The 24,764-nt window shown below is 66.9% G+C and carries 25 protein-coding genes and 3 pseudogenes; 19 read left to right on the forward strand and 9 right to left on the reverse strand.

What is annotated here, in order from left to right; translation table 11 throughout:
- Positions 1–3 precede the first annotated feature (3 nt).
- Both BFF94_RS16310 and BFF94_RS16315 read left to right on the forward strand, forming a co-directional pair.
- On the forward strand, positions 4–426 hold the full coding sequence (locus tag BFF94_RS16310) for a DUF3331 domain-containing protein (protein WP_128842829.1): 423 nt from the start codon (positions 4–6) through the stop codon (positions 424–426).
- A 184-nt stretch (positions 427–610) separates the two neighbouring features.
- Positions 611–1,804: an MFS transporter gene (locus BFF94_RS16315; protein ID WP_219139544.1), complete on the forward strand. Its 1,194-nt coding sequence runs from the start codon at positions 611–613 to the stop codon at positions 1,802–1,804.
- Between the two features lie 89 nt (positions 1,805–1,893).
- Here BFF94_RS16315 and BFF94_RS16320 read toward each other — a convergent pair whose 3' ends face one another.
- Positions 1,894–3,078 (reverse strand): condensation domain-containing protein, encoded by a 1,185-nt coding sequence (locus BFF94_RS16320; protein ID WP_246637344.1) that lies wholly within the window; start codon positions 3,076–3,078, stop codon positions 1,894–1,896.
- Between the two features lie 159 nt (positions 3,079–3,237).
- Positions 3,238–3,684 carry a cupin domain-containing protein gene (locus tag BFF94_RS16325; RefSeq protein ID WP_128842806.1) on the reverse strand — a complete coding sequence of 149 codons (447 nt, stop codon included), beginning with the start codon at positions 3,682–3,684 and terminating at the stop codon, positions 3,238–3,240.
- 324 nt (positions 3,685–4,008) lie between these two features.
- On the opposite strand from BFF94_RS16325, the gene BFF94_RS16330 reads away from it, so the two are divergent.
- From BFF94_RS16330 to BFF94_RS16360, 7 genes and pseudogenes are all read left to right on the forward strand, one after another.
- Positions 4,009–4,254: a DUF4148 domain-containing protein gene (locus tag BFF94_RS16330; RefSeq protein ID WP_128842807.1), complete on the forward strand. Its 246-nt coding sequence runs from the start codon at positions 4,009–4,011 to the stop codon at positions 4,252–4,254.
- A gap of 71 nt (positions 4,255–4,325) precedes the next feature.
- Positions 4,326–4,742 (forward strand): organic hydroperoxide resistance protein, encoded by a 417-nt coding sequence (locus BFF94_RS16335; protein ID WP_128842808.1) that lies wholly within the window; start codon positions 4,326–4,328, stop codon positions 4,740–4,742.
- A gap of 57 nt (positions 4,743–4,799) precedes the next feature.
- Positions 4,800–5,645: a CPBP family intramembrane glutamic endopeptidase gene (locus tag BFF94_RS16340; protein ID WP_128842809.1), complete on the forward strand. Its 846-nt coding sequence runs from the start codon at positions 4,800–4,802 to the stop codon at positions 5,643–5,645.
- Positions 5,646–5,848: 203 nt separating this feature from the next.
- Positions 5,849–6,397, forward strand: coding sequence for an RNA polymerase sigma factor (locus tag BFF94_RS16345; protein WP_128842810.1), 549 nt, complete (start codon positions 5,849–5,851; stop codon positions 6,395–6,397).
- Positions 6,394–7,332, forward strand: a complete 939-nt coding sequence (locus tag BFF94_RS16350; RefSeq protein ID WP_219139546.1) for an anti-sigma factor family protein — start codon at positions 6,394–6,396, stop codon at positions 7,330–7,332. Before BFF94_RS16345 ends, BFF94_RS16350 begins: the two co-directional genes overlap by 4 nt.
- Before the next feature lie 489 nt (positions 7,333–7,821).
- Positions 7,822–9,114 (forward strand): MFS transporter, encoded by a 1,293-nt coding sequence (locus BFF94_RS16355; protein WP_219139583.1) that lies wholly within the window; start codon positions 7,822–7,824, stop codon positions 9,112–9,114.
- Positions 9,110–9,367 (forward strand): annotated as a pseudogene (locus BFF94_RS16360) (aldose epimerase family protein); the annotation flags it as partial. The gene BFF94_RS16355 and the pseudogene BFF94_RS16360, both read left to right, overlap by 5 nt.
- Positions 9,368–9,397: 30 nt before the next feature.
- Here BFF94_RS16360 and BFF94_RS16365 read toward each other — a convergent pair.
- Complete coding sequence (locus tag BFF94_RS16365; protein WP_128842811.1) at positions 9,398–10,369, reverse strand: AraC family transcriptional regulator; 972 nt, start codon at positions 10,367–10,369, stop codon at positions 9,398–9,400.
- 94 nt (positions 10,370–10,463) lie between these two features.
- Here BFF94_RS16365 and BFF94_RS16370 point away from each other — a divergent pair, with 94 nt between their 5' ends.
- From BFF94_RS16370 to BFF94_RS16380, 3 genes are all read left to right on the forward strand, one after another.
- Complete coding sequence (locus BFF94_RS16370) at positions 10,464–11,294, forward strand: oxidoreductase (protein WP_128842812.1); 831 nt, start codon at positions 10,464–10,466, stop codon at positions 11,292–11,294.
- Between the two features lie 157 nt (positions 11,295–11,451).
- Entirely contained in the window at positions 11,452–12,288 is an 837-nt protein-coding gene (locus tag BFF94_RS16375; protein ID WP_128842813.1) for an alpha/beta fold hydrolase, read from the forward strand.
- A gap of 174 nt (positions 12,289–12,462) precedes the next feature.
- On the forward strand, positions 12,463–12,837 hold the full coding sequence (locus tag BFF94_RS16380; protein ID WP_128842814.1) for a gamma-glutamylcyclotransferase family protein: 375 nt from the start codon (positions 12,463–12,465) through the stop codon (positions 12,835–12,837).
- A 43-nt stretch (positions 12,838–12,880) separates the two neighbouring features.
- On the opposite strand, the gene BFF94_RS16385 is transcribed toward BFF94_RS16380, so the two are convergent.
- A complete protein-coding gene (locus BFF94_RS16385; RefSeq protein ID WP_128842815.1) occupies positions 12,881–13,588 on the reverse strand; it encodes a DUF3142 domain-containing protein in 708 nt (235 codons plus the stop codon).
- Positions 13,589–13,595: 7 nt separating this feature from the next.
- Positions 13,596–15,764 (reverse strand): PA5441 family protein, encoded by a 2,169-nt coding sequence (locus BFF94_RS16390; protein ID WP_128842816.1) that lies wholly within the window; start codon positions 15,762–15,764, stop codon positions 13,596–13,598.
- Between the two features lie 54 nt (positions 15,765–15,818).
- On the opposite strand from BFF94_RS16390, the gene BFF94_RS37915 reads away from it, so the two are divergent.
- On the forward strand, positions 15,819–16,073 hold the full coding sequence (locus BFF94_RS37915) for a hypothetical protein (protein ID WP_246637345.1): 255 nt from the start codon (positions 15,819–15,821) through the stop codon (positions 16,071–16,073).
- 42 nt (positions 16,074–16,115) lie between these two features.
- Here the strand turns inward: BFF94_RS37915 and BFF94_RS16400 are convergent, their stop codons facing one another.
- Both BFF94_RS16400 and BFF94_RS16405 read right to left on the reverse strand, forming a co-directional pair.
- Positions 16,116–17,528 (reverse strand): 3-deoxy-D-arabino-heptulosonate 7-phosphate synthase, encoded by a 1,413-nt coding sequence (locus tag BFF94_RS16400; RefSeq protein WP_219139547.1) that lies wholly within the window; start codon positions 17,526–17,528, stop codon positions 16,116–16,118.
- 128 nt (positions 17,529–17,656) lie between these two features.
- On the reverse strand, positions 17,657–18,418 hold the full coding sequence (locus BFF94_RS16405; RefSeq protein WP_128842817.1) for a 2-keto-4-pentenoate hydratase: 762 nt from the start codon (positions 18,416–18,418) through the stop codon (positions 17,657–17,659).
- A gap of 297 nt (positions 18,419–18,715) precedes the next feature.
- On the opposite strand from BFF94_RS16405, the gene BFF94_RS16410 reads away from it, so the two are divergent.
- Together BFF94_RS16410 and BFF94_RS16415 are read left to right on the forward strand one after the other, a co-directional pair.
- The gene (locus BFF94_RS16410; protein WP_128842818.1) at positions 18,716–19,195 is read left to right on the forward strand and encodes a universal stress protein; all 480 of its coding nucleotides are present in this window, start codon (positions 18,716–18,718) and stop codon (positions 19,193–19,195) included.
- Between the two features lie 15 nt (positions 19,196–19,210).
- Positions 19,211–19,402 carry a DUF2964 family protein gene (locus tag BFF94_RS16415; protein ID WP_128842819.1) on the forward strand — a complete coding sequence of 64 codons (192 nt, stop codon included), beginning with the start codon at positions 19,211–19,213 and terminating at the stop codon, positions 19,400–19,402.
- A gap of 103 nt (positions 19,403–19,505) precedes the next feature.
- Here BFF94_RS16415 and BFF94_RS16420 read toward each other — a convergent pair whose 3' ends face one another.
- Entirely contained in the window at positions 19,506–20,690 is a 1,185-nt protein-coding gene (locus BFF94_RS16420; protein WP_128842820.1) for a tetratricopeptide repeat protein, read from the reverse strand.
- Positions 20,691–20,979: 289 nt separating this feature from the next.
- Between BFF94_RS16420 and BFF94_RS16425 the strand changes: the two genes are divergently transcribed.
- The 3 genes from BFF94_RS16425 to BFF94_RS16435 all read left to right on the forward strand — a co-directional run bounded on the left by BFF94_RS16425 (position 20,980) and on the right by BFF94_RS16435 (position 24,260).
- Positions 20,980–22,716 (forward strand): site-specific integrase, encoded by a 1,737-nt coding sequence (locus BFF94_RS16425; protein ID WP_128842821.1) that lies wholly within the window; start codon positions 20,980–20,982, stop codon positions 22,714–22,716.
- Between the two features lie 210 nt (positions 22,717–22,926).
- Complete coding sequence (locus tag BFF94_RS16430) at positions 22,927–23,250, forward strand: TfoX/Sxy family protein (protein WP_128842822.1); 324 nt, start codon at positions 22,927–22,929, stop codon at positions 23,248–23,250.
- Between the two features lie 89 nt (positions 23,251–23,339).
- Entirely contained in the window at positions 23,340–24,260 is a 921-nt protein-coding gene (locus BFF94_RS16435; protein WP_128842823.1) for a hypothetical protein, read from the forward strand.
- Between the two features lie 31 nt (positions 24,261–24,291).
- On the opposite strand, the pseudogene BFF94_RS16440 reads toward BFF94_RS16435, so the two are convergent.
- Positions 24,292–24,585 (reverse strand): annotated as a pseudogene (locus BFF94_RS16440) (ABC transporter substrate-binding protein); the annotation flags it as partial.
- On the opposite strand from BFF94_RS16440, the pseudogene BFF94_RS16445 reads away from it, so the two are divergent.
- Positions 24,566–24,754, forward strand: a pseudogene (locus BFF94_RS16445) (aminotransferase-like domain-containing protein); the annotation flags it as partial. The pseudogenes BFF94_RS16440 and BFF94_RS16445 sit on opposite strands and share 20 nt — an antisense overlap.
- Positions 24,755–24,764: the final 10 nt, after the last annotated feature.

Consider the following 24,764-nt stretch of genomic DNA (forward strand, 5'->3'; position numbering starts at 1 on the left):
CCGATGACCGCGCTATCGGAGGGCGATATCGTGGTACGGGTGCTGCTGAACGTTCTCGATCCGTCCGCCGAGCAGCGCCAGGCGTGCACGAAGAAGTGGTCCATCGGGTACCGGCCGCGCCGTGCAAGCGCGGGTTCGCGCACGGCGAGGCGACCAGTCAACGTCGTGATCGTGAGGCGGATTTCGGTAAGCGCGATCAGCGTCTCGTGGAGCGACGCGTGTCTGGGCAAGTCTACCGAGCAGATCTGGAGCAGAGGTTTTGCCGACGGCGCGGCTGTCTGTGCACTGACCGGGCGTTGCATCGACCGCGGCGACCCGGTGTTTCGCCCTCACGCCGGCGACGCGCGCGTTCCGGCGAGCCGGGCACTCACGATCCTGGCCGCAACCGTCGGGCAGCATCCCGATCCGCTGCTCGCCGATACCTGAGCGCGTCGCGCGCGCGTGCAGGACCGTGGGCTGTCGTCTGCGTCTATACGAACGTATGCGGCGCATCATCGGAACAGTTCATTTCTTCGATGGCGGATTGTGCGGATCATATCGCGACGGCCCTGAGCGGCGAGCTTTTCGCGCCGCCGCACGAATCGACCGGAATCTTGAAACAAGGGGAAGCATGATGGCCGATCCACGCACGATGTCGCCGCGCGTCGCCTCGTTCGTGCTGCTCGGCGCGCTGCTGACGGCATGCGGCTACGGCGCGACATTTCTGCTGTCGATGCATTTCCGTGTGGCGGGTGGAAGCGACATCGACACGGGGGCCGCACTGGCCGAAGCGATGATCGGTGCGCTGATCGGCCTGCCGCTGGTCGCGTGGCTTGCGCACCGGATCGGCGCTGCACGTGCGACCGCGCTGGCGGCGCTGGTCGTCGGCGCAGGCGTCGTCGGCTTCGCGCTGATCGGGCGCACCGGCTCGCTGAGCGTCGTGCCCGGATTGCTGGTCGGCATCGGTTGGGGCGGGTTCTGCCTCGCGGCGCCGATGATGCTCGCGGAGCGCACGGCAGATATCGAACGTGAGCGCTGGTTCCTGCGGTTCGGGTCGTTTCAGATGGCCGGCGTCGGAGGCGGTCCGGCCGTTGCGGCACTCGCGATACGCAATTGGCACTGGACGACGGGCGCGGTGTTCTTCACGGTCGGCGGACTGTGCGCGACGGCTGCGGTGATGCTGGAATGTTTCGGCCGCCTCTCGCCTGCGTCGCACGCCGTTGCGCCGCCGATGCGGGAACGGTGGGTACGCGAGATGGGCGCGATCGCCCGCACCCATGCGATTTATCCGATCGCGATCATCGCGCTGGGCTCGAGCGTCTTCTCGGGGCTGATGACGTTCCAGATGTCGATGGCGCAAGGCGCGGGCGTGAAAGCCGGAACGTTTTTCGGTCTGTATTCCGCCACGGTGGTCGTCATCCGCTGGCTGCTCGGTGCGGTCGTGATTCAGATCCGCGTCAGCGCGACGACGCAGATCCTGCTCGGCTTCATGTTACTGAGCGTCGCCGTGACGTTCGCCGTGCCGCACAACGCGCTGCTGCATTCGGCCAGCGCCGTGCTGCTCGGCACCGGGTATGGCCTCGTCTATCCGATCGTTCAGGCGCAGGCCGTCAACAGTGCCGATGCGCGGCACCGGCACGCCGTGCTGACGTGGTTCGTGGCGTCGTATTTCGTCGGCGCATTCGGATTCCCCGCGCTCGGCAGCATGGTGCTGGTCAGCATGGGCAAGACGATGCTGTTGATACTGATCGCTGCATGCGGCCTGGCGGCGCTGCTTCTGTCGATCGTCGAGCACCGCAAGCGGGTATTGCCGGTGGCGTGCTGAATGCACGCACCGGTGTTCCGGAATCCGTCTGGCGATGCGACGCGCGCGATGTTCGGCGTCGAGCGCAGACGAGGCGAGCGGCCTGACGGTCAGCTCACGGCTTCGTGGAGAATCGCGCGGACTTCTTCGAGAAGTCCGGGTATCGCGCCATGGCTCGTATGCGTGAGACGTAGCACGCCATCGATCGTGCACGCGCCGATGACCTGGTCGTCGGCGAAGCCCGAAGTCACGACGGGGCCCCATAGCGCTTTGAGCGACAAGCCGTCGTACGCGCAAGCAATGGGCTGATTGCCCAGATTCGACACCATGACGTCGAAGGCAAGCACGGCCGATAGAAACCCGGCCGCATGCTGAACGCTCGGCCGCGCGGACATCGCGGCATCAAGTGCCTTCAGTTCCGCCGCCACGCTCGCGCGCGCTTGCGACGGTGCAAGATCCTGTTTGATCTTGCGGGCGGCGGTCCAGACATCCGTACCGCGCGGGTGATCGTCGACCGTGATGGTCTGCGTGATGTATACGCCGGCAGCGACACGCGCGTCGTCGGAGAGATCGCGCAGGTCGATCGGTGTGACGGTTCTCAACGCGCGTTCGGTCCACGCGCTGGACAGACGCCGGCCGGCTTCGTGAACGGCCGCGGCAATGGCGCCGTGCACGGTGGTTTGCTCGACACGTGCCCGGACCACGAGCCGGCGGGTGACGTCGGCAGAAAGCGCAATGGCGTCGACCTGCGGCACTTGCGCGGCGTCCGGACGAAATGGCTTGGGCGCGGGTGCCGGCGATGGGGCCGGCGAGACGGCGGCGTGGTTCAGATCGGTATCGAGCACGGTCTCCAGCGACGGCACCAACGGCAACGATGCCAGTCGCTCGCCCGACAGCATGCGCAACAGATCGTCGATCAGCGATGCACTGCCCATGCCGTCGACCACGGAATGATGTGCAACCAGGATCAGCGTCGAGCTGCATTCGCCTTGCAGCAAGGTCGCGCGCAGCAGCGGCGCCGCGGACCAGTCGAAGCGCGTGGCGATTTCGCGGGCCGCTTCCGCCCGCCACGAAGTCGGGTCTTGCTCGAGCACGCGCAACGGCACCGCGGCGTCAGCCACGCGATAGAAGCCTGAATTCTGTTGCGCGTCGGTGGCGATGCAGGTCGACAACAGCGGATGCCGGCGCTGGAGCGCCTGAAAAGCCGCACGCCATGCGTCCGGCGGAAAGCGCCGGTCGATCTCCGCGACCATCGCGAAATGCGTCGGCCGATTCTGGTCGAGCAGCCAGAACAAATGTTCCGTGCTCCCGAGCGCCCGCACGGGCCGCTGATTGTCCTCGATTTCCTGTGATTGATTCCGCACCGCCTGACTCCCGAAGTGATGGTCTGCGTCAACAGAACAATCGAGAAGGGCGCGCTATTCCGCCATGGCCGGATCGCTCGACATGCCGGACTATTTTTTTCTGTCGTCGGGGCTGTAGGTTACATAGAGCTTGGTATAGCCCGGTGTGTCGAAATGTCCCGTCCATCCCTTGGGAAGCGTGACGGCCTCGCCGGTCTTCACGAGCATCACCGAACCGTCCGACGACGTCAGCTTCACGCTGCCTGACAGAAAGTACAGGAACTCGTTGTACGGCAGCCCGTGCGGCCCCTTGATTTCTTCATGCGACGGCCCGGATCGATAGACGCCGGTCTGGTAAGCGTTGTCGGTCGACGTGAACGTCGCGACGTCCGCGCTCGTTTCGCCGCTTTGGTCTTTTTTCACGGCGTCGGCGCGATTGAATATCGCACCGGCGAGGTCGGACTTCGACGCCTTGATCGGCTTGATCGTTTCGGCGTGCGCGTGGACCGAGGTCATGACGCTGAACAACAGCAGCGCTCCGAGGGCGTATCTGGACATCGGCTATCTCTCCATGGTTTTTTCGTGGCGGCGACATAAAGGGTGAACCCGCTGTCGTGGCGCCATTTTGTCGGAAAAACCCGGTTTCGTTTGGCGATTGATCGCAAACGAGACGGCAGATTTGTTTCTCAATGTGTATGACACCGGTCTGGATACAGGGCCTTGCAAAAGCCATTTCTCGAGACACACGTCGGATACGTGGTCTGGATTTAATGCATCTCACCGATCGAATCAGAACAGGGCGCTCGAGCCGGCTTCGCGAGATCAGCGACCGCCGCGGGCCCGGACAGATTTGTGACAGTCGAATTTATCCAGGAGAACGACATGAAAGTAAAGACGATCGCTTTGGCTTTCGCGGCGTGCGCCGCCGTTGCAGCCACCACTTCCGCATTTGCAAGCAGCCCCGTCGACACGAGCATCAACGACCATGCCGTCGGGCAAGCGAGCCAATGGGCGACGGCCGGCAAGTCGCCGAAGGGAAAGACGCGCGCCCAGGTCCGAGCGGAACTGGTGCAGACGCAGAAAGACGGTCAGCTCGCGGCGCTCGAGAAGCTCTATCGAGGCAGTTGATTGCCTGCTGCCGACGCGAAGCCGATTTTCGGCATCGTCATTCACCCACCCCGTTCAACACGGTACCGATCATGCACCACGAAACGAAAATTCTGTACACCGGCGAGGTTCGCACCACCGGCGGGCGCGATGGCGCCGCGCATAGCGCGGATGGCCGCCTGGATGTGAAGCTCTCCGCGCCCGGCTCGGCCGCGCCCGGCACGAATCCCGAGCAGTTGCTGGCGGCGGGCTGGTCGGCATGCTTCATCGGCGCGATGGGCCTGGCCGCGCAAAAGCTGAAGGTTTCGCTGCCGCGCGACACGCATGTCGATGCGCAGATCGATCTGGCCATCAACGACGGCGCGTACTTCCTGCAGGCACGGCTGAACGTCAGCGTGCCGGGCGTCGACGCCGATGTCGCACAGGCGCTGGTCGACGCGGCGCACCAGACGTGTCCGTATTCGAAGGCGACCCGCGGCAACATCGACGTGGTCGTCACGGTGGTCTGATACGCGTGCGGCACTCGACGCGATCGACGACCCGTTAGCGATTCTCCGGAAGGTGCAATGACCGCATTGACGTGGTGTGCGATTTTTCTTGCCGCACTGACGGCGATCTCGAGGATGCCGCGCCGGCTGACGCTGATCCTGCTCGCAATCGGCTATGCGATCGCGTTCGCGTCGCGGCAGTTGCAGCCGATCGCGCTCGTGCCGATCGCACTGCTGGTCGGCACCGGCGTGCTGTTGCAGCGGAATCTGCCGTTCGTCGGCAAGGTTTTGTGCAACGTCGTCTTCTGCGTCATTGCGGTCGGTCTGTTTCAGCATTGGCTGCCGGGTTTCGACAATCTCAGGGTGATTCAGGCGGCACGTCTGACGCCGGATGCAGCGCCCTACACGATGTATCTCAACTTCGACAAGCCGCTGGTCGCGTTCTGGCTGGTCCTGGCGTACCCGTGGGTTCGGCCGGAGAAGTCGCTGTCGACACGGGCGATAGCGGTGGTCGTCGCGTGTGCGGCGACATCGGTGGTCTGCTTCTCGATCGCCTGGTGGGCCGGGGTGATTGCGTGGGCGCCGAAGTGGCCGCATTTCGCGTGGCTGTGGGTGCTCGACAACTTTCTGCTGGTCGCGTTCGCGGAAGAGGCGTTGTTCCGCGGCTATATCCAGGCGGGCGCGACGCGGTTGATGCGCGCGCAACCGAATGCCGGCTGGCTGGCGCTTGTGGCCGGCGCCGTTCTGTTCGGCCTTGCTCATTATCAGGGCGGCGCGCTGCTGGTCCTGCTGGCCGGCCTGTCCGGCATCGGATACGGGCTCGCCTATCGCGCCGGCGGGCTGCAATCGGCCATGCTCGCGCACTTCGGCGTCAACCTGGTGCAGTTCGGCTTGCTGACCTATCCATTCATCGCCCGGGCCTGAGCCAACGCGCTCTCTGGCCGCGAGGACCTGTGATCCGGCAGTTCGGGTAATACGCGACGGCAGATGGAATATCTGCGCCGTCCAGCTGTTTACGTGGACTGCGGGGGTGTCGCCCGCTCAATTTCGCCTAAACCCATGGATACACGTCAGATACTGCAGTTCGTCAACGTCGGCTTGGTTGCACCGCGGGGGGATCGACGTAGATGACCGCAGCCGAACTGTCCGCCATGCTTCCCGCGATGCTGCCGCGTCTGTGGGCATTCGCGCTGCGAATCTCCGGCGATCGGCACGACGCCGAGGATCTCGTGCAGTGCGCGTGCCTCCGTGCACTCGAACGCGCGCATCAATTGCGACCGGGCACCGCGCCGCTCAGCTGGATGTTCTCGATCGTGCAATCCACCTGGCTCAACGAGCTCCGCGCACGCAGTGTGCGCCGGCGCTCGGGCATGGACTGGGACGACGACCTGCTCGAAACCGTCTCCGATCCCTCCGCGCCGACACTGGAACAGCAGGCGCTGGATGCACAGATCGTCAGGGCGGTGCAGCAGTTGCCTGAAGCGCAGCGCGTGGTCATGTTGCTGGTTGGCGTGGAAGGGCTCAGCTACAGCGAAGCGGCCGAGGCGCTCGACGTACCCATCGGTACGATCATGAGCCGGCTTTCGCGTGCCCGCCAGGCGATCGGTGCCCTGTTCAGCGATCGAAAGGAGCGAACGGTGACAAGCGCAGCGAACAGTGAGGATCAGGGGGCATGAAAATGGACGACATCCTGCTCATGGCATACGTGGATGGCGAACTCACGTCGCACCAGCGCGAGGCAGTCGACAGGGCGATTGGAACGTCGGCCGAGATCGCCACGCGGGTTGCCTGGTTCGAAGCATCGGTGTTGCCCTATCAGCGCGCGTTCCAGCGGCAGGAATGGCCGCCGGTGCCGCAGAGCCTGGTACGCAAGGTCGCCGAAATCGCGCAGGCGTACGCCGCGCCTTCGGCGCAGTCCGCGGTCGGCGACGGTCGTCGCGTGGATGCGCCGGCGTCGCAGCCCGACGTACGCGCGCCGTCGTCCGCGCCGGTTCGCTCGCGCATTCGCATGACGGTGTCGTGGCTCGCGGTCGCCTTCGTCGCGGGTGCGTTCTGCTGCGGCGCCATACTCCACTTCGCGCCGGGTGCGGCTCAACGCGGTTTCGCGCCGCAGGGCGCACCGGTAACTGCGCAGACGCAGATGTCCCCGTGGATCATGGCGGCCGTGAATTATCAGCGGCTCTATACACGCGACACCGTTGCGTTCGATTCGTCGAATCTCGCTGCCGCAGCGCATACGGTTGAAAACATTCGCCGGGACGACGGGCTGCGGATACGCATTCCGGACCTGCGTTCGGTCGGGCTGACATTCAAACGCATACAGCGACTGAATTTCAATCACAAACCGCTGGTGCAGATGGTCTATCTGCCCGAAAAAGGCTTGCCCGTGGCGCTGTGCGTGATGAAGGACGAAAGACCCGACACCGTGCCAGCCCGACAACAAGTCGGCAGCATGGATGTCGTGACCTGGCGCCGGGCCAGGATCACCTATGCGCTGATTGCCGCGCCCGGAGACGCCGACCTCGGTGCGATCGGCAAGCGGATCGCCGAAAACGGCATGGAAGAAATGCTCGGTCAGCTGCAGCAGGCCGGCCAGGCGATCGCGAGCTGAGTGTTCGCGGCGGCGCGGGCGCCGGGCGGCGACACCGTGCGGGCGCCGCGGCCGGCATGCCGGTGCGTTACGGTTCGCGGGGGGCGTCAGGCGTCGGCGTGATCAATCGGTTGATGTGGGTGCCTGTTTGCCGTGCCCGCCCGCCAATGCTCCCGGGCTTCCCGGCACGGCGAGGGTAAAGCCCTGGCCGAGGCGTTGCGAGACTTGCGAGGTGAACTCGACGGGTTTCGTGGCGCCCGGGACCGCAAACCGCACGATGTCACCGAGGGAGTGAATGAACTTGTCATGCGCGAACAAACCGCATGGGTGAAACAGGCCCGTCGGCCCGTCTATCCCCATCAAACACGCGAGACCGTCGGTTTATTCCCGGCACCGCAGTGACGCCGATAAACCGATGCGCAATGGAATGACGTGAACGCGTTGCGTGTTCTCGGGAGGTGGCACGTCATCGGATCTGCCTGCCGATCCGAAACCCAACCTCTTCCAGGAATGAATTCATTGAACGCGTCTCAGATTCCGCTTGCGCCGCACCGTCCGCTGTCGGCCGGCGATCACCGAACGCTGGTGCTCGCCGCGCTGGGTGGCGCACTAGAGTTTTACGACTTCGTGATTTACGTGTTTTTCGCGACGGTCATCGGTCAACTGTTCTTCCCGCAGTCGGTCCCCGACTGGCTGCGCCAGGTGCAGACGTTCGGGGTTTTTGCGGCAGGCTATCTTGCGCGACCCCTCGGCGGCGTGATCATGGCGCATTTCGGCGATCTCGTCGGCCGCAAGCGCATGTTCACGATGAGCGTGATGCTGATGGCCTTGCCCACGCTGATGATGGGGCTGTTGCCGACCTACGCGTCGCTTGGCGTTACCGCCCCCGTGCTGCTTCTGCTGTGTCGCGTGCTGCAAGGCGCGGCCGTGGGCGGCGAGGTGCCCGGCGCCTGGGTGTTCGTGTCCGAGCATGTGCCGCCGCGTCATGTCGGCTACGCCTGCGGTCTGCTGACGGGCGGCCTCACCCTTGGCATCCTGCTCGGCTCGCTGATCGCGGCAGGGATCAACCAACACTACTCGCATGCTGCAATCAGCGCTTATGCGTGGCGGATTCCTTTCGTGGTCGGCGGCCTGTTCGGAATCCTGTCCGCATTTCTGCGACGCTGGCTCAATGAAACGCCCGTGTTCGTCGAAATGAAGCGCAGCCGGGCGCTGACCCGCGAAGTGCCGTTGAAGGCGGTGCTGCGCGATCACGGCAGGGCAGTGCTCGTTTCCATGATGCTCACGTGGACGCTGACTGCCGCGATCGTCGTCGTGATCCTGATGACGCCGACGCTCGTCGCAAAGCGTTTTCATATCGAGCCGGCGCTCGCGCTGCAGGCCAATTCGGCTGCGACGCTCTGCCTGACCGTTGGATGTATCGTCGCCGGTTCGGTGGCCGGACGCATCGGCACCGCCCGCACGATCTTCGGTGGCTGCCTGTTGCTCGGCGCATCGTATTTTTTCATGCTCAGGCAGCTTTCCGTCGATCCGTCGTCGCTGCTGCCGCTCTACGCGATATCCGGTTTCTTCGTCGGGGCGGTGGCGGCAATCCCGGTCGCCATGGTCAAGGCATTTCCGCCGATCGTGCGTTTTTCGGGAATCTCGTTCTCGTATAACGTTGCGTATGCACTGTTCGGCGGCCTGACGCCGGTGTTCGTCTCCGTGATGCTGAAATCGAACCCGCAAGCGGCAGAGATTTATGTGGGCGCGCTGTGCATCGTCGGCGCAGTGGCAGGTTTCGCGTTGCGCCCCGCGCGCTAATGCGTACGATCCGGCGTCGGGGCGGTTTCTCGAGGTGTACACGACGCAGCCGGGGCTGCCGTTCCATACGTTCAACAGGTTGAACGGCAGCGTCGCGGGCAAGGGCGCGACGGTTTACCGGCAGACCGACGCGTTCGCGCTGGAAGCCGGGCACTTTCCCGATTCGCCGAACCATCCGTCGTTCCCGAACACCGTGCTCAGGCCAGGGGAGACGTTGCACGAGGTGGCGGTGTGGAAGGTGGGGGCGCGGTGACGGCGTGCAGGCGGAGCGGGACGCGGTACGTCAATGCGACGACACATAAACCGCATCCTCGAACGCCGCCGGAATCGCGAAACTCTCGCGCATGCGCTTCGTCTCCTGCGCGGGCGTCCGCCCGAACAGCCGCTTGAATTCCCGGCTGAACTGCGACGGGCTCGTATAACCGACCGCATAGCCGGCCGCCTCCGCCGTCAGGTCCTGGCGCACCATCAACAGCCGCGCCTGATGCAGGCGCGTCGACTTCAGGTACTGCATCGGCGACACCTGCGTGATCGCCTTGAAGTGGCTGTGAAAGCTCGGCACGCTCATGCCGGCTTCGCCGGCCAGTTGCGGCACGTCGAGCGGCTGCGCGTAATCGGCATGGATCACGCGCAGCGACCGGCCGATCCGGCCGAACTGCCCGCGCATCGCCAGCGCGCTGCGCATCGCGCTGCCTTGCGCGCCGGTCAGCACGCGGAAATACAGCTCGCGAAGCAGCGCCGGGCCGAGCACCGCGGCGTCGAGCGGCCGCTGCAGCGCGTCGACGAAACGCAGGACCGACGCGTGCATCGTCTCATCCATCGGCGTCGACATCATGCTCCTGGGCGCCTGCACGTGTTCCGTCATGCCTTCGCGGTCGATCTGCGCCGCGAGTTCGGCGGCCATCGTGAAATCGAGGTGCAGGTATAGCGCGAGCAGCGGGCGCTCGGGTGTCGCGTCGGTTTCCATGCTGAACGGCACGGGTACGGACACGGCGAGGTAGTGATGCTCGTCGTACAGATAGCGCTCGCCGCCGAAGTAGCCGCGCTTGCATCCCTGGCACACGATCACGATGCCCGGGTCGTACAGCACCGGCGTGCGCGACAGCGCGCGGTTCGAACGCAGGATGCGCACGCTCGGCAGTGCCGTGAGGTTGTAGCCTTCGTCGGGCGCCAGCGCGCGCAGCAGCGAGATCAGGCGCTTCCGGTCGCGCGGGGACAGCGACGGAGATCGGGCGGAGGTGGGCGCGGCGCTCATAGTTTTGTGCAAGAAAATCAGCGGAATCTGGCTTATTCGACGGTGTTCGCCAGACTAGTATGCACGCTTCAATCGACATTCGGGAGAAGCTCAAATGGCATCCGGCAACCTCATGCTCATCACCGGCGTCAGCAGCGGCTTCGGCCGCGCGCTCGCGCAAGAAGCGCTCGCGGCAGGTCACACGGTGGTCGGCACCGTACGAAGCGCGCAGGCGGCGCGGGATTTCGAAGCGTTGTCCGCGCAGGCTTTTGCGCGCGTGCTCGACGTGACCGACTTCGACTGTATCGACAGCGTCGTCGCGGACATCGATGCGAACGTCGGGCCGGTCGACGTGCTGGTGAACAACGCCGGCTACGGACACGAAGGGATCATGGAAGAAGCGCCGCTCGCGGAGATGCGCCGGCAGTTCGACGTGAACGTATTCGGCGCGGTCGCGATGATGAAGGCCGTCGTGCCGTTCATGCGCGAGCGCCGGCGCGGCCGCATCCTGAACATCACGTCGATGGGCGGTCACATCACGATGCCGGGAATCGCTTACTACTGCGGCAGCAAATTCGCGCTGGAAGGCATTTCCGAAACCCTCGGCAAGGAGCTCGAACCGTTCGGCATCGCCGTGACGGCCGTGGCGCCGGGTTCGTTCCGCACCGACTGGGCGGGCCGCTCGATGGCGCGCACGCCGCGCTCGATCGCCGACTACGACGCGATCTTCGACCCGATCCGCAAGGCGCGCGAGGAGAAGAGCGGCAAGCAGTTGGGAGACCCGGCGAAAGCCGCGCGCGCGATGCTCGCGGCGATCGCGGCGGAACGGCCGCCCGCGCACCTGTTGCTCGGCAGCGATGCGTTGCGGCTCGTGCGGAACAAATTGTCGGCGCTGGAAGCGGAAATCCGGGCGTGGGAGGCCGTGACGGTCTCGACGGACGGCTGACGCCGGCGCGCCGCCTCGTTCGTCTCACGGGCGTTTATTTCCTGCTGGTGGATGGTCGGCAATCGCGGCGTGCCATGGCATTGCGGTTTCACAATAATGTCCGATAATGGCTGCCGGCCAGTACGCCACGTTCATCCACTCACAGGAGTCCATCGCGATGCCAACCGTCACAACGAAGGATCACGTCGAGATTTTCTACAAGGACTGGGGCCCGAAGGACGCACAGCCCGTCGTCTTCCATCATGGCTGGCCGTTGTCGTCCGACGACTGGGATGCGCAGATGCTCTTCTTCGTTCAGAAGGGCTATCGCGTGGTGGCGCACGACCGGCGCGGCCACGGCCGGTCGGCGCAGGTGTCCGACGGCCATGACATGGACCATTACGCGGCGGACGCATTCGCGGTCGTCGAAGCCCTCGACCTGCGCAACGCGGTGCATATCGGTCATTCGACCGGCGGCGGCGAAGTGGCCCGCTACGTCGCGAAGCACGGCCAGCCGGCCGGCCGCGTCGCGAAGGCAGTGCTGGTCAGCGCGGTGCCGCCGCTGATGCTGAAAACCGAATCGAACCCCGAAGGCTTGCCGCTCGAGGTGTTCGACGGCTTCCGGAAAGCGCTCGCCGACAATCGCGCGCAGTTCTTCCTCGATGTGGCGAGCGGCCCGTTCTACGGGTTCAACCGTGAAGGTGCAACCGTGCATCAGGGTGTCATCCGGAACTGGTGGCGGCAGGGGATGGAAGGCGGCGCGAAGGCGCACTACGAAGGCATCAAGGCGTTTTCGGAAACGGACCAGACCGAGGACCTGAAGGCGATCACCGTCCCGACGCTCGTGCTGCATGGCGAAGACGACCAGATCGTGCCGATCGCGGATGCCGCGCTGAAGTCGATCAAGCTGCTGAAGAACGGGTCGCTCAAAACCTATCCGGGCTATTCGCACGGGATGCTGACGGTCAATGCGGAGGTCCTGAACGCCGACCTGCTGGCATTCGTGCAGGCTTGACGGTGTCGGCGCATGCCCGCTTCGGCGGGCGGCGCGGTGATTGACGGCAGGCGATCCGGCGGCACCGTTCGAAGCGGCTGCCGGATCGCCGGCCGCACGTTTCAGCCCATACCGCTTGACGCGGACGCCCGGATACGCCGGGCGCGGCATCCGGCTTCCTTATCGAACCCAATCATGTCCAGCACCGCCCCGACTTTCTCCGAGCACCTTTTTTCATATGGCACGCTGCAACTCGAACAGGTGCAGCTCGCCACCTTCGGCCGCAGGCTCGATGGTCAGGCGGACGCGATGCCTGGCTACGCGATGACGATGCTGAAGATCGACGACCCGGAGGTGGTCGCGACGAGCGGGAAGACCCATCATCCGGTGGTGGCCTATACCGGCCAACCGGGCGACCGCGTAACGGGCACCGTGTTCGCGATCACGCCAGAAGAACTGCAGCACGCGGACGACTACGAAGTCGACTCATATCGCCGCGATCGCGTCGTGCTCGAATCGGGTGTCGCCGCGTGGGTGTACGTGGACGCGAGTTCGCCGCGCGCGGACTGAATCCGGTGCGCGGGAAGGGGCGCCGTCGCGGTATTTCGACCGGCTAGTCGTTGCGCAGGAACACGACGTAGCCGCGGAACCACGGATTCGATGCGAGGTAGGGCGGCGCGTCCCACTCGCCGCCCTGGATCACGCCGATGCGAAACGGCAGCTGCAGCCGCGCGACGCGCGGCAGGTAGGCCGCGTAATCGGGGATCGTGCTGCGGCCCTGGTAGGTCTGCACGACCACTTCGTCGACGATCCCCCTGAGCTGGTTGACCTGGTCGGTATCGATGCGGCTGCTCCAGTCGAGCAGCCCCGTGATGCTCAGCCGGCAATCGGCGGGCAAGGTCTCGCGCAGCGTCCGCAGGAATTCGAGGTAATCCTGCAAATGGCGCGTGCGTGCATCGAAGTCGATCTGGATGCCCGTGATCGTGCGGCCCGACGCGCGCCAGCGCTCGAGCTGCGCCAGCATGATCTGCGTGACGCGCGGCGTCCAGCGCAGCGTATGCGCCCGATAGACGAGCCACACGCGCGCATTCGGCGCGGGCGGGAGTGCCACGCCCTGTGCGATGACGCGTACCTGCGACTCGTCCCGCGGCGATGCTTCGATCTGTCCTTGCAGTACATAGACGGCGCGCGCGCCGCGTACGACCGCCTGCGGCTTCACGCCCGCCCAGAGCCAGAACGCGTCGTACTGCGCGGCGTCGACGGTGCCGGCCAGCGCGACGCGTCCGGCCAGCAGCAGCGCGATGCACGCGATGCGCTTCACGCGGTGCTTACCAGTAGTAGCGCAGCTTCTGCGCCCACGGGCTGCCCGGATAGCTGGCCTTCAGCGTATCGAACCAGCGCTTGCGCGCGTTCTTCGGCACGTCCTTGCCGCCGCATTCGTTGTAGCCGCCCGGCGCATAGCACTTGATCGCACGGTAGTACGCGTATGCGCGGTCGTTCGGGTTCGCCTGCGCATCGGCCATCACGGTCACGTAGCTCGACATCCGCTCGTACGGCTTGCCCGCGAACTGCGACGGCGCGTTGCCGAGGGTCGGCGGCACGCGCGTGGCGGAGGCCGCCGATGCGTTGCGCACCCACGGCGCCGGATCGCCTTCGAGGCTGACCACGGGCGGATTGAGGCGCACGAAATCGGCGAGGCAGTTCAATCCTTTCGCATCGCCGGGATTCATTTGGAGTGTCGCCGCGATGTCGCGCGCGGACGGGCACGTATAGCCGTCGTCTTTCCTGGTGCCGGACGCGATGAACGGCTTCAGCGGATCGGCGGGCGTGCCGGACGCGAGCGCGGTATCGGCGATGAAATCCGCGTAGTGCGAGCGCGTGAGTTCCTTGTACAGCAGCGTGTACAGCGCGGTGTCGCGCAGCGCGCCGCCGGCCGCCTGGTTCTGCGCCTGCGCGCGCAGCAGGTCCGCATTGGCCGCGCGTCGCAGCAGGACCGCGCGGATCGCGGCGTTCTGCACGAGCGAATCGTCGGCGAACGCGTCGTTGACGAGCCCGGCCTGCTCCAGGTTGATCGCGAGCGCGAGTTCCAGCGCCTCGCGCTGGAAGCGGAATTTCGCGAGCGGGATCAGGTCGCGCCACAGCTGGCGGGCCTTGTCGCTCTGGCCGCTATCCTCCAGCGCGAACCCGCGCAGCGCCTGCTGGCTCAGGCCGAAGTAGTCGAGCGGCACGGCGGGCGTCGGCGGCAGCAAGTCGAGCGCGGCATCCGGCTTGTGCCCGATCTGGACATACCAGGTCGCGAGCAGGTAGTCGTAGAGCGCGGGCGCGTTCGCGAAGCGCGGCTTCTGCGCCTGCAGATCGTCCAGCGTCAGCGGCTTGCTGCGGCTCGAATCGCTGCTGTCCGACGTACGCATGCGCATCAGGTCGACGGTCGCGAGCACGGTCGGCGACTGGATCTGGCTCGCGTCGAATTTCGACCCGAACAGCAGCTTGCTGTCGAGCTCGTTCGCCAGTTGCATCAGCGGCACGTTCGACGTCGCCGGCGACCAGCGCGCGAGCGCGTGGCCGTAGAGGTCGGCCTGCTGCGTGACGTTCCCGCCGAGCCATGCGACGCGCCGCAGCAGCCCCGTCGCGGAGACCGCATAGCGCCCCTGCGGATACACCTTCAGGTAGGTCCGAAACACGGTGTTCGCCGCGTCGAGCGACACCTTCGTCACGCGCGCGCGCGATGGCGCGGGGTTGTCGTTGTCGAACACATTGGCCTGCGCGGCGTTCAACTGCGCGCGCCCGGCCATGTAGAGCCCGGTTTCCTTCAGCCACGGGTTCGCGCTGTGCGATGCGTTCGCGAAGGCCCGGGTCGCGCCGAGGAAGTCGGCGCGGTAGAACGCGTTCGTGCCGTCGAGGTAGGCGGCGAACTGCTGGCCGACCGGCGATTTGACCGGCGGCTTCGTCCATGCGGCGCTCGCGCCGCCCGCGGCGCAGGTCTTCTGGGCGATGTCGGCGCGCGCCGCGCGCAGGCGCGTGGCTTCGTCGGCGGGGATCCCGCTCGTGCCATTCAGTGCGTCGTTGAACGCGTCCGAGCCCGAGTTCATGCTGCGGCAAATGCTGCCTTCGCCGTCGGCGTACCGGTTCGACGGCGCATCGGCATCCGCCGCGCCGCTGCCCTTGTCGGGCTCCTTCTGGCCGATAGAGATCCATCCGGAAAAGTCCATCGGGAACGGCACGATGATCTGGTTGATCCGGTCTTTCGCCGGGATCGTCTTCGGGTCCGGAAACACCTGCGCGACCTTGGCGCTGTCGACCATCAGCAGCATCGCGTTGATGCGCGTGTCGTTGGCGGGGCTCAGCATCGGCAGGTTGGCGCACGAGTAGCCGGTTTGCCGGAGCGTGGTCGGCGCATAGCAGCCGTCGTCCCCGCTGGCATGGGCGGCCGGAATCCAGAGCAGGCTGGCCGCCAGCGCGGCGAACAGGTTTCGGTGCAGCGACGGGTTTCTTGGCATTTTTCTTGTGCTGGGTATGGGGCCGCGACGGCCGGTTCTCTCAGGGGGGGCGTCTTGCCCCGGCGCGTATCGTACCTCACGGGCCGCTTCGGCAGCCCGCATGCGCAGGCCGGCAAGTCGCGCCGATTGCCGGCCCCGGCTGAATGGAAGTCCACTCAGTGCAAGGCGGAGTTCGGCCATACGCCGAAGGAAACGCTCGAGTGTGCGGCCGCACCGGTTCTGCTGCCTTGCGATCCGGCCGCGGATCGATGGGCCGACGGCGGCCGGCTGGCGGGGTGGACGTTGCCGTTCGGCGTGCTGAACAACTGAGCAGGCCCCGTGTCGCCGTTTAGCGGCGGCCCGGCTCGGGCATCACGCGCACACGCTGCTTGCGATGCCGTCGTCGGCCACATCGTCGATCGCGGCCCGCAAGTCGTCGATCGCCACCATCAGCTCGCGGACCTGCCGCAACGACGGGTATTGATGCAGCACGGCGTGCCATTGCGGCAGGGTCAGCAGCGCGTGCCAGATGACGCCGAGGTGGCCCGGATCGGCATCCGGCTGCTGTGCGAGCGCGCTCGCGTATTCGAGGCTGGCTTGCGCCGACAGCAACTGCATCCGGCTCGCGGCGCCCAACAGGCGCGGCGTCGCGTCCGCGGACGCATCGCAGCAATAGAGCACTTCCCGTGGCAGCGCAGCGTCGTCGGTCGTCAGCGCGCGCAGCGACGCGCCGTGCACGCGCACCGTGCCCTGGTGCGTCTCGAACGAATAGATCGTGCCCGGGTCGGCCTGCGCGAGCAGGGTCAGGCCGCGCAGCAGCCGCGGCAAATCGGTCGTCGCCGCATCCGCGGATGCCTTCGCTTCGACGAGGAAGCGGACGTTCCATGCGGTCGCCGGTTCGTCGCCGCGCTCGCGTTCGAGCAGGATCGCGTCCCATTCGGTTTTCGCGCGGTCGTGCCGGCCCGGGATCGATGACGGCACGCGCATCGACGTGACCACGCGGTACGTGCGCTGCCGGTCCACGGCTTCGAGCCTGCGGGCCAACGCGTCGAGCGCCTGCGCGGCCAGCGCTTCGACAGCCGCGCCGCGCTGCTGCGACGCGACTCCCCGCGCGACGGCGACCGTGCTGCCTTCGAGCGGACCCTGGCGGACCCAGAGCGCGCGATATCGACGGACGTGCTCGTCCGATGCCAGCGCGTCGACCCGCAGCATGCGTTCGAGTGCGGAGCTGTCTTTCAGCTTGACGATGTCCTGCTTGAACGCGGCGTCGGCGGCCATGTCGGGCAGCGCGAGCAGTTGCTGCAGCGTGGCATGCAGATCGGCCCACGAAGCGGCGGTGGCGGCCGCGTGCAGCCGGGCGAGCCCGTCGCGTTGCCACGCCTGTGCGCTGCGCTCGAGTTTGGCCGGGTGCGCGATTGCATTGACGGCCGAGTGCAGCGCGCGCCGGTCCTGCTCGGCGTGCGCGGACAACGACGCGTATTCGCGCACGCTCGGCGCATCGTGCCGCAGCACCGCGGCCTGAAAGGCGGGATCGCCGGAATGCGGATCCATCGCGTCGCGGATCATCCGTGCGAGTGCATCGATGAAGCGCTGCCGCAGTGCCGCGCCGGGAGACTGGCCGTCGCTCCGTATCCGGCGCGCGTCCTCGATCACGAGCGCAAGGGTGGCGGCCGGGTTCGCGGCATCGGCCGGCGACGACGCGCTGTCGAGCGGCGGCAGCCGGTAACGGCGCGCGACGGTGCGCAGGGTTTCGTCGAGCAGGGCGGGCAGCGGTGTCAGCGACATGGCGGGCAAGGGCGTGAAAGCGGTTCGTGTGTCCGGCCCTCGGGCCGGAGCGCGCGATGATGTGCAACGTTATCACGGCGGGCCGAAGGTGCACGGTGCCGTGACCGGGCAGCCACGCCCCTGACCCGTCACGCCGTCAACGTCACCGACAGACTGCCGAGTTCGCCGAAGCGGACCGTCAGCGCGTCGCCGAGCGGCACGTCGATCGCGCCCGCGTACGAGCCCGTCGTCACGATTTGCCCGGCGCGCACGGCATCGCCGCGCGACGCGAGGAAATTGACGAGCCACACCAGCGGCTTCAGCGGATCGCCGTCCGGATGGCGGCCGTCGATCGCGCGGTTCAGCGCGCCTTCGAACGACAGCGCGAGCGTCGCGAGCGGCACGTTCAGCCCGTCGGGCACGACGGGGCCGACGCACAGCCCCTGGTTGAATTGGCCGTCGGCCAGCAGCTCGAACTTCGATGCGCGCGCCGGCTCCGCATAGCGGCAGCCGAGCACCTCGAGCACGATGCGCACTTCGCGGATCGCGCCGCGCACGTCATGCTCGTCGTACGGCTGCGCGCGCGCGGGCAGGTCGCGATCGAGCACGAACGCGATTTCCGGTTCGATCCGCACGATCGGCCCGCCGACGACGCGATAAGGCGCGTCGGCTTCGCGGATCGTCGACGCGAAGATCGGCGCGAGGATCACGCGGTCGGGCGGCGGCAGCGCGCATTTCCAGCCGCCGACGGGTTCGCCGAGCAGGTCGGCGACGCGCTGCTGGATTGCGAGCGCGGTATCGACGTTCTCGGGACGCAGCGCATCGGGCAGCAGCGGGCCGGGCGAGCCGGCATGGCGGGCGGCGACGAGATGCTGGGCGGCGCCGTCCACGCGTTCGGTAGTCGTTGTCATGTCGGTTGAGCGAGTTGAAGGTGAGCCGGCAAAAAAGGGCCGGACGAAAGTCGCACATCCGATGATAGCGCCTTCCGCGCAATGGCCGCTCAATCCGCATGGCGTCGGCCCCCAGCCGGCCAGGTGCGCGACCTTGCCGCAAGCGCAAGGGTCCGACTTCCGGTCGCGTCGCTTTGCCGCACGCGCGGTTTCCGGCCGACCTTGACCGCCGTCAACATTCGAACCGGCCATCCGCCGATGATGGCGACATGGCCGCGCGCGATCGGGCGCACGGCAGTTCACCCCAGCGAGGTTCGCATGTACGAGAAGATCATGGTGGCCGTCGACGGCAGCGCTTCGTCGCAACAGGCGCTTGCCGAGGCAGTGAAGGTGGCGTTGACGGGCGACGCGCACGTCAGCGCCGTGTATGTGGTCGACAAGTCGGTGTTGTTCACGTACGCGGGAGGCTTCGATCCGCACGAGCTCGTCGAGGAGATTCGACGCGACGGGTTCAAGGTGCTGCGCGAAGCCGAGCAGGTCATCGCGCTGGCCGGTGCGAAGGGCGAGGCCGAGCTCGTCGAGACCGAGAGTATCGGCGAGGACATCGCGGAACGCCTGCAGCGTTACGTGAAGGAGCGCGGGATCGATCTCGCGGTGGTCGGCACGCACGGGCGGCGCGGCATCCGGCGCGTGCTGCTCGGCAGCGTCGCCGAGCGCTTCGTGCGCGGCTCGAAGTGCCCGGTGCTGCTGATCCGCGGCGACGACAACGACGTGCCGGCGGCCGCTGCCGCGGCTTAACGCGTCGGGCGCGCGATGATACGCCGCCAGTACCGGATCGTCGTCGCGGCGATCGCCGTGTTCGTGTCGCTCGCGGGGATGATGGCCGTCGTGACGGGGCTGCTGTTCGATGAAACGATGGCGCTGCGCGGCGGCGCGATCGCGTTGATCGTCGGCGTGGCCGGCTTCGTCGTGATGCTCAATCCGGGCGTGAAAGGCGAGGAGTGACGCGGGTGGACGTGGCCCGCGGCTCCCGTCCGGCGACGTCGGCCGGGCCCGGCCATCGTTTCGGGAAAGGCCCGCGACAGCCGTTGCCGCGCCGTCACTTCCTCTACTCGCTGGTCGTATCGGCCGCCTTCGCGCCGTCCTGCCCGATCTGAATCGCCAGCCGCTTCAACGTTTCCGCCAGCTCCACGTTCTTCGGCTGAACCTTGCGTGCCTGCGCGAACGCATCGCGTGCTTCGTCCTGGCGGCCCAGCTTCCACAGCACTTCGCCCTTGTGCGTCAAGCCGGTCGCATGCGCTTCGCGTGCCACGCTTTCTTCGTCGCCGGATTTTGCGAAGATCGCGATCGACCGGTCGAACCACGTCAGCGCTTCGTCGTCGCGGCCGAGGCGATGCAGCGCCCAGCCCTTGCTGTCGAGCGCATACGCATCGTCCGGCTGCTTCGCGAGATGCGCGTCGATCATTGCGAGCCCGCGCTCGACTTCCATGCCCGCGTCGACGAGCCGATAGCCGATGTCGTTCAGGCGGTCGTCGGGGATGTCGCCGAGGTCGAGCACCGCGGCGATACGAGCCGTGTCGTGTCCGGCGATGGCGAGCGACAGCAGCTTCCCGATGATCTGCTGCCGCAACTCGTCGCTGATCCGGTTGCCGTTGGCGACCAGACTGCCGAGATATTGCGTGTACAGGTCCGGCGCGCCGGGATCGTTCGCACCGTTCGCGATGGCCGCTCCCGGGCCCGCGCACCAGTCGGTGTCGTCGGGCGCGATCAGCATCCCGGTGTAGAGATTGATGTTGCGCGGCGTGCGCGATTGCGCGTAGTAGGTGTAGCCGCCGGCATCCGAGTAGCCGCACGCCAGATATTCGTCCTGGACGTCCAGCACATACGGCACGCCGCCGAGCGGCGCGTCGCCGGACGAGCTGACCAGATGGAACGCTTCGCCCATGTCGCCTTCGCCGATGATGGCGTTGAACACCCATTGCTTTTGCGGATGCAATTTCGGCAGCCGGATCCTGACGGTGCGCCCGGCCGCGTCGGTCGTGCCGAAGATCACGCTGTCGTGCTGGCCCGGCTTGACGGGCACGCCCGCGATGACCTGACCGGGCAGGAACAGCCGGTAGCGCGCATTCGGCAGCGGCTGGTGCGTGACGGGGTCGCGCAGCACGAACTGGTGAATGTAAGCCCCTTTCCCGAACGATGCGGCCGGCGCGAGATAGGTGCGCGCGTGGGCGGCGGGCAGCGCGGTGCAGCTCAAGGCCGCGGCAACGAGCGCGGCGAGAAGGCGTGATGTCATGAAATTGCGGTTCTTATATAGGAAGGTGTTATTGACCGACGGCCGGAAATGCACTGGACGAACCGTGCAGCCTTTGATAAACGACGGGCTGCGGCTTGCGAAGCCTGATGCCACGCATCGGATCGTCCAATGCAATTCAATGCAATGTGTATCGCGCCCGCTGCCGGCGCATGCGTGGCGGAAACGGACGGGCGACACCGGAATGCAGTGCGCAGCATAACAGGCCGCACCGCGCGTTCATGCCCCATTGGGTTTCGCTGTTGCGCGCGCTTCTGTCAAACTTGCGCCCATGAAACCGCGCCTCGCCTCACCGCCTTCCCCCGATTCCGCGCCTGCGCCCGCAGGCTTTCCCGACGCCGACGAACTGGCCGCGCTGCGCGCGTGGTATGCGGGCATGACCGTGCGCCAGGCCGTCGAGCGCTACCTGCCCGGTCGTCTCGGCGAAGGGCGCTCGGCGCGCGGCGTGATCGGCGGCATTCGACGCCGCCTCGTGCGCGTCGCGCGCCAGGCCGGCCGGCCCGATCTCGCGGAACGGCTTGGTCATCCCGACGGTGAGCGTGTGCGGGAGGCGAAGGCCGCGATCGAAGCGATCGGCATGCTGCGTTATGCGCGCACCCCGGTTCCGCAGATCAGCGACGACGTCGGCCTGTGGCTGCCCGCGCGTGCGGTCGTCGCGCTGCGTGCGCACGGGATCGCGACGCTGGCCGACCTGACCGTGCGGATTCCGCGCCGGCGCCAGTGGTGGAGTGCGATTGCAGGCCTCGGCGCGGCCAGCGCGCGACGCATCGAAGCGTTCTTCGCCGAGCATCCGGACCTGACCGAACGGGCGCGCGCGCTGATCGCCGCGACGCCGCGCGGCAGCATCGTGCCGTGGGAGCAGTTGAAGCTGCCGCACGAGGTCGACGGGTCGGCCGGCACGTTCCGCGCGCCGCGCGCGACCAGCACGCTCGATGCGGACAACGATTACGCGGCCGTGCACGCATGGCTGTCGCTGCACGAATCGGCCGCGACGCGGCGCGCGTACCGCAAGGAGGCCGAGCGGCTGATCCTGTGGGCGATCGTCGAGCGCGGCCGCGCGCTGTCGTCGCTGACGACCGAGGATGCGGTCGCGTATCGCGCGTTCATCCGGCGCCCGACGCCGCACGAACGCTGGGTCGGGCCCGTGCGGCCGCGCAGCGCGCCCGACTGGCGGCCGTTCTCGGGCGCGCTGTCCGCACGCTCGGCGGCATACACGCTGTCGGTGCTCGGCGCGCTGTTCCGCTGGCTGATCGAGCAGCGCTACCTGCTCGCGAATCCGTTCGCGGGCGTCAAGGTGCGCGACACGCGCGGCGCGAACGCGCTCGACACGTCGCATGCGTTCACCGAAGGCGAATGGCTGCTGGTGCGCACGATCGCCGACGGGCTCGAGTTTCGCAAGGGCACGGCCGCCGGCGCGCCGCAGTCGGGCTGGACGCCGGCCGCCGCGCAACGGCTGCGCTTCATCCTCGATTTCGGCTATGCGACCGGGCTGCGTGCGAGCGAGCTGGTCGGCGCGACGCTCGGCGGCATCGAGACGGACGCGCACGGCGACGCATGGCTGAAGGTGATCGGCAAGGGCAGCAAGGCCGCGCGCGTCGCGCTGCCGCCGCTCGCGCGCACGGCGCTCGATCGCTATCTGGTCGCGCGCCGGCTGCCGGTCACGCCGGTGCGCTGGCGGCCCGATACGCCGCTGATCCCGAGCCTCGCGGAAGACGGCGCGGCCGCGATCACGAGCGTGCGGCTGTGGAAGGTGATGCAGCGCTTTTTCGCGCAGACGGCCGGGCTCGTCGATGCCGACAACCCGGCGCTCGCGCAGAAGCTGCGGCAGGCGAGCCCGCACTGGATGCGTCATACGCATGCGACGCACGCGCTTGCGAGAGGCGCGGAGTTGACGACGGTGCGTGACAACCTGCGGCATGCGTCGATTTCGACGACGTCGATTTATCTGCATGGCGACGATGTGAAGCGGGCGCGGCAGATGTCGAGTGCGTTTGCCGCCGACAAGTAAGCGGAACGCGCGGCGAACGGGTGCGGCGAACGATTCATCGGGCCGCGATGTAACTGTCAGGCGTGTCAGGAGATTGTTGGCCGGGAAGGCCCGCCCGTGCGTGAATGCGTTTTCCGACGACGAATGGATAACGTGCCGCAGCGCATCTGTCGATGGAACGGAACGGCCGGTGCACGCCACGGTCTTAAATTCTTTCGCAAGGAGCAGCGGATGGCATCCAGTCAGGGCACGGTCGATTTCATCGTCGAGCAGATGGCGGCGGCCGGCACGGTATCGGCCCGCAAGATGTTCGGCGAATACGGCATCTATTGCGACGGCAAGATGGTCGCGCTCGTCTGCGACGACCGGCTGTTCGTCAAGCCGACGTCCGAAGGCCGCGCGTTTCTCGGCGCCTGCGACGAAGGCTCGCCGTACCCGAACGCGAAGCCGCACCTCGTCATTGCCGGCGATCGCTGGGACGACCGCGAATGGCTGTCGGCGCTGATCCGGATCACCGCCGCGCAATTGCCGATGCCGGTGAAGCGGAGCCGATAGCGGCCGCGCGCCTTGCAATGTTGCGCTGCGGGCAGGCGTATTCTGTGACCCATGCGCGAGACCATCGCGCGCCCGGCGGGAGAACAAGAATGGAGACATCCGAATATCCGCGCGGCACGTGGCGTGCCCGCCGCGCGTGGCACGCGCTCGTCGCGGCGCTGTGTGTCGGCTGGAGCGCGCTGTCGTTCGGCGCGGAGGGCGCGACCGGCGCGGCGGCGCTGCTCGACCGTTATCACAGCCTGGGCGAGCAACTGAAGAACAACCCGTTCCACCGCCCGCTCTACCTCGAATCGTCCGAGGCGTCGTCATCGCTGAAGGGCGACATCTATGCGGTGGTCGACTATCCGTTCGCGGTCGTGAACGGCCAGCTCGACGATCCCGCGCAGGGCCCCGCGAACTGGTGCGCGGTACTGATCCTGCACCTGAACACGAAGTACTGTCACGCGTCGACCGGCAGCAACGGCCCGGTGCTCGACGTGAACCTCGGCCGCAAGATCCAGCAGAAGCTGTCGGACACCTATCGCGTGCAGTTCCGCTATCGCGTGGCGGCCGCCACGCCCGACTATTTCCAGGTCGACCTGACCGCCGACAGCGGCCCGATGGGTACGAAGGATTACCGGATCGAGCTGGAGGCCGTGCCGGTCGGCGCGTCGCGCACGTTCCTGCACCTCACGTATTCGTATGGCTTCGGCACGGTCGGCCGCATGGCGATGAAGACCTACCTCGCGACGGCCGGCAGCGACAAGATCGGGTTTACGACCGTCGGCGCCGCATCGGCCGCGCAGCCGCAATACATCGGCGGCGTGCGCGGGCTGCTGGAGCGCAACACGATGCGCTACTACCTCGCGATCGACGCGTATCTCGCGACGCTCGACAAGTCGCTCGACCAGCGCCTCGCGCACTGGTTCGATGCGACCGAGCAGTATCCGCAACAGCTGCACGAAGTCGAGCGCGGCGCGTATCTGCAGATGAAAGCGCAGGAGGTGCAGCGGCAGCAGGCGGCGCGATAACGCCGCCCGCTGCCGGGCTGCCCGGCGTCGATCAGTTCGACGCGCCGCCGACCGTGCGGATGCTGTGCCATTGCCCTTGTTCGACGCGGAACAGCGTGTACGGCGGCTTGATCAGGTCGCCGCGCTCGTCGAACGAGATCTTCCCGGTCACGCCGGTCACCGACACACCCGGCAGGCTCGTGACGAGCTTGCTGCGATCGACCGAATCGGCCTTGCGGATCGCCGCGATCATCGCGAGCGCCGCGTCGTACGCGAACGGTGCATACAACTCGACGTCCTGGTTGAAGCGCGCCTTGTAGCGCTGCGCGAACGCGAAGGCGCGCGGCGTGATCGTGATGCCGTCGTCGACGTTCGCGGTCGATCGCGCGGAAATCGAGCACGGCGTGCGCATCAACCTCGCGTGCCCGGCCACGCGCGACGAGCTCGTCAACGGGCTGCGGATCCTGTCCGGCACGCTGAAGGACCGGCCGCGCGCGCTGTTCGGCTCGATCTGACGGCCGCCGC

Source organism: Burkholderia catarinensis (genome assembly GCF_001883705.2).
GTDB classification, from domain to species: Bacteria; Pseudomonadota; Gammaproteobacteria; order Burkholderiales; family Burkholderiaceae; genus Burkholderia; species Burkholderia catarinensis.